The organism is Streptomyces sp. MBT65 (assembly GCF_016612545.1).
GTDB lineage: Bacteria > Actinomycetota > Actinomycetes > Streptomycetales > Streptomycetaceae > Streptomyces.
This window is the reverse complement of sequence record NZ_JAENRY010000730.1, coordinates 1-592: the sequence shown is the minus strand read 5'-3', so window position 1 is coordinate 592 and position 592 is coordinate 1. Positions and strand designations below refer to the sequence as shown.

General features: G+C 72.3%; 1 pseudogene. It reads left to right on the top strand.

Going from position 1 to position 592, the window contains the following annotated elements:
• A pseudogene (locus JHN63_RS51850) lies at positions 1-592 on the top strand (transcriptional regulator); the annotation flags it as partial.

Below are 592 nucleotides of genomic sequence, written 5' to 3'. Positions count from 1 at the left end.
GTCCTGGACGGCTACAACACCGCCCACACCGCCGCCGGCACCCCCCTGCACTGCCCGGCCACCACCCTCGTGGAACTGGTCGAATGGACACTGCGCGAGTCCGGCCTCGGCGCCCCCCGCCTGCACCGCAACGGCAAGGACTCCGACCCCCTGATCGTGCTCACCGCGGCCGCCGCCGCCGGACTCGGCCTGCCCGAACACCTCGAAGACCGCCGCACCCTGCGCCTGGAGAACGACCACCCGGTCCTCAAACAGATCACCCAGGCCAAATGGCAGCTCACCCAGCGCGGATTCGGCCCCTGGACACGCATCTACCGCCCGGCCCAAGGCAGCGAACGGCAATGCGTCCAACTGGCGATCCTGCCCTGGGACGCACTCGACCCCCGAGCCTGGCCCGGCGCCGACCAGCTCCCGCCCGCCCGACTCGCCCACGCCCTGGGCGTGTACGCCACCCGCGTCATCACCCCCCGCGGCTCCACAGCCGTATCCGGACTCGAACTGATGACAGCCCTGCGCCCCCCCACCCGCGCCGTACGCGACACCACGGGCGCCTGGACCTCCGGACACAACCCCGGCTCACTGGGCACCGAAC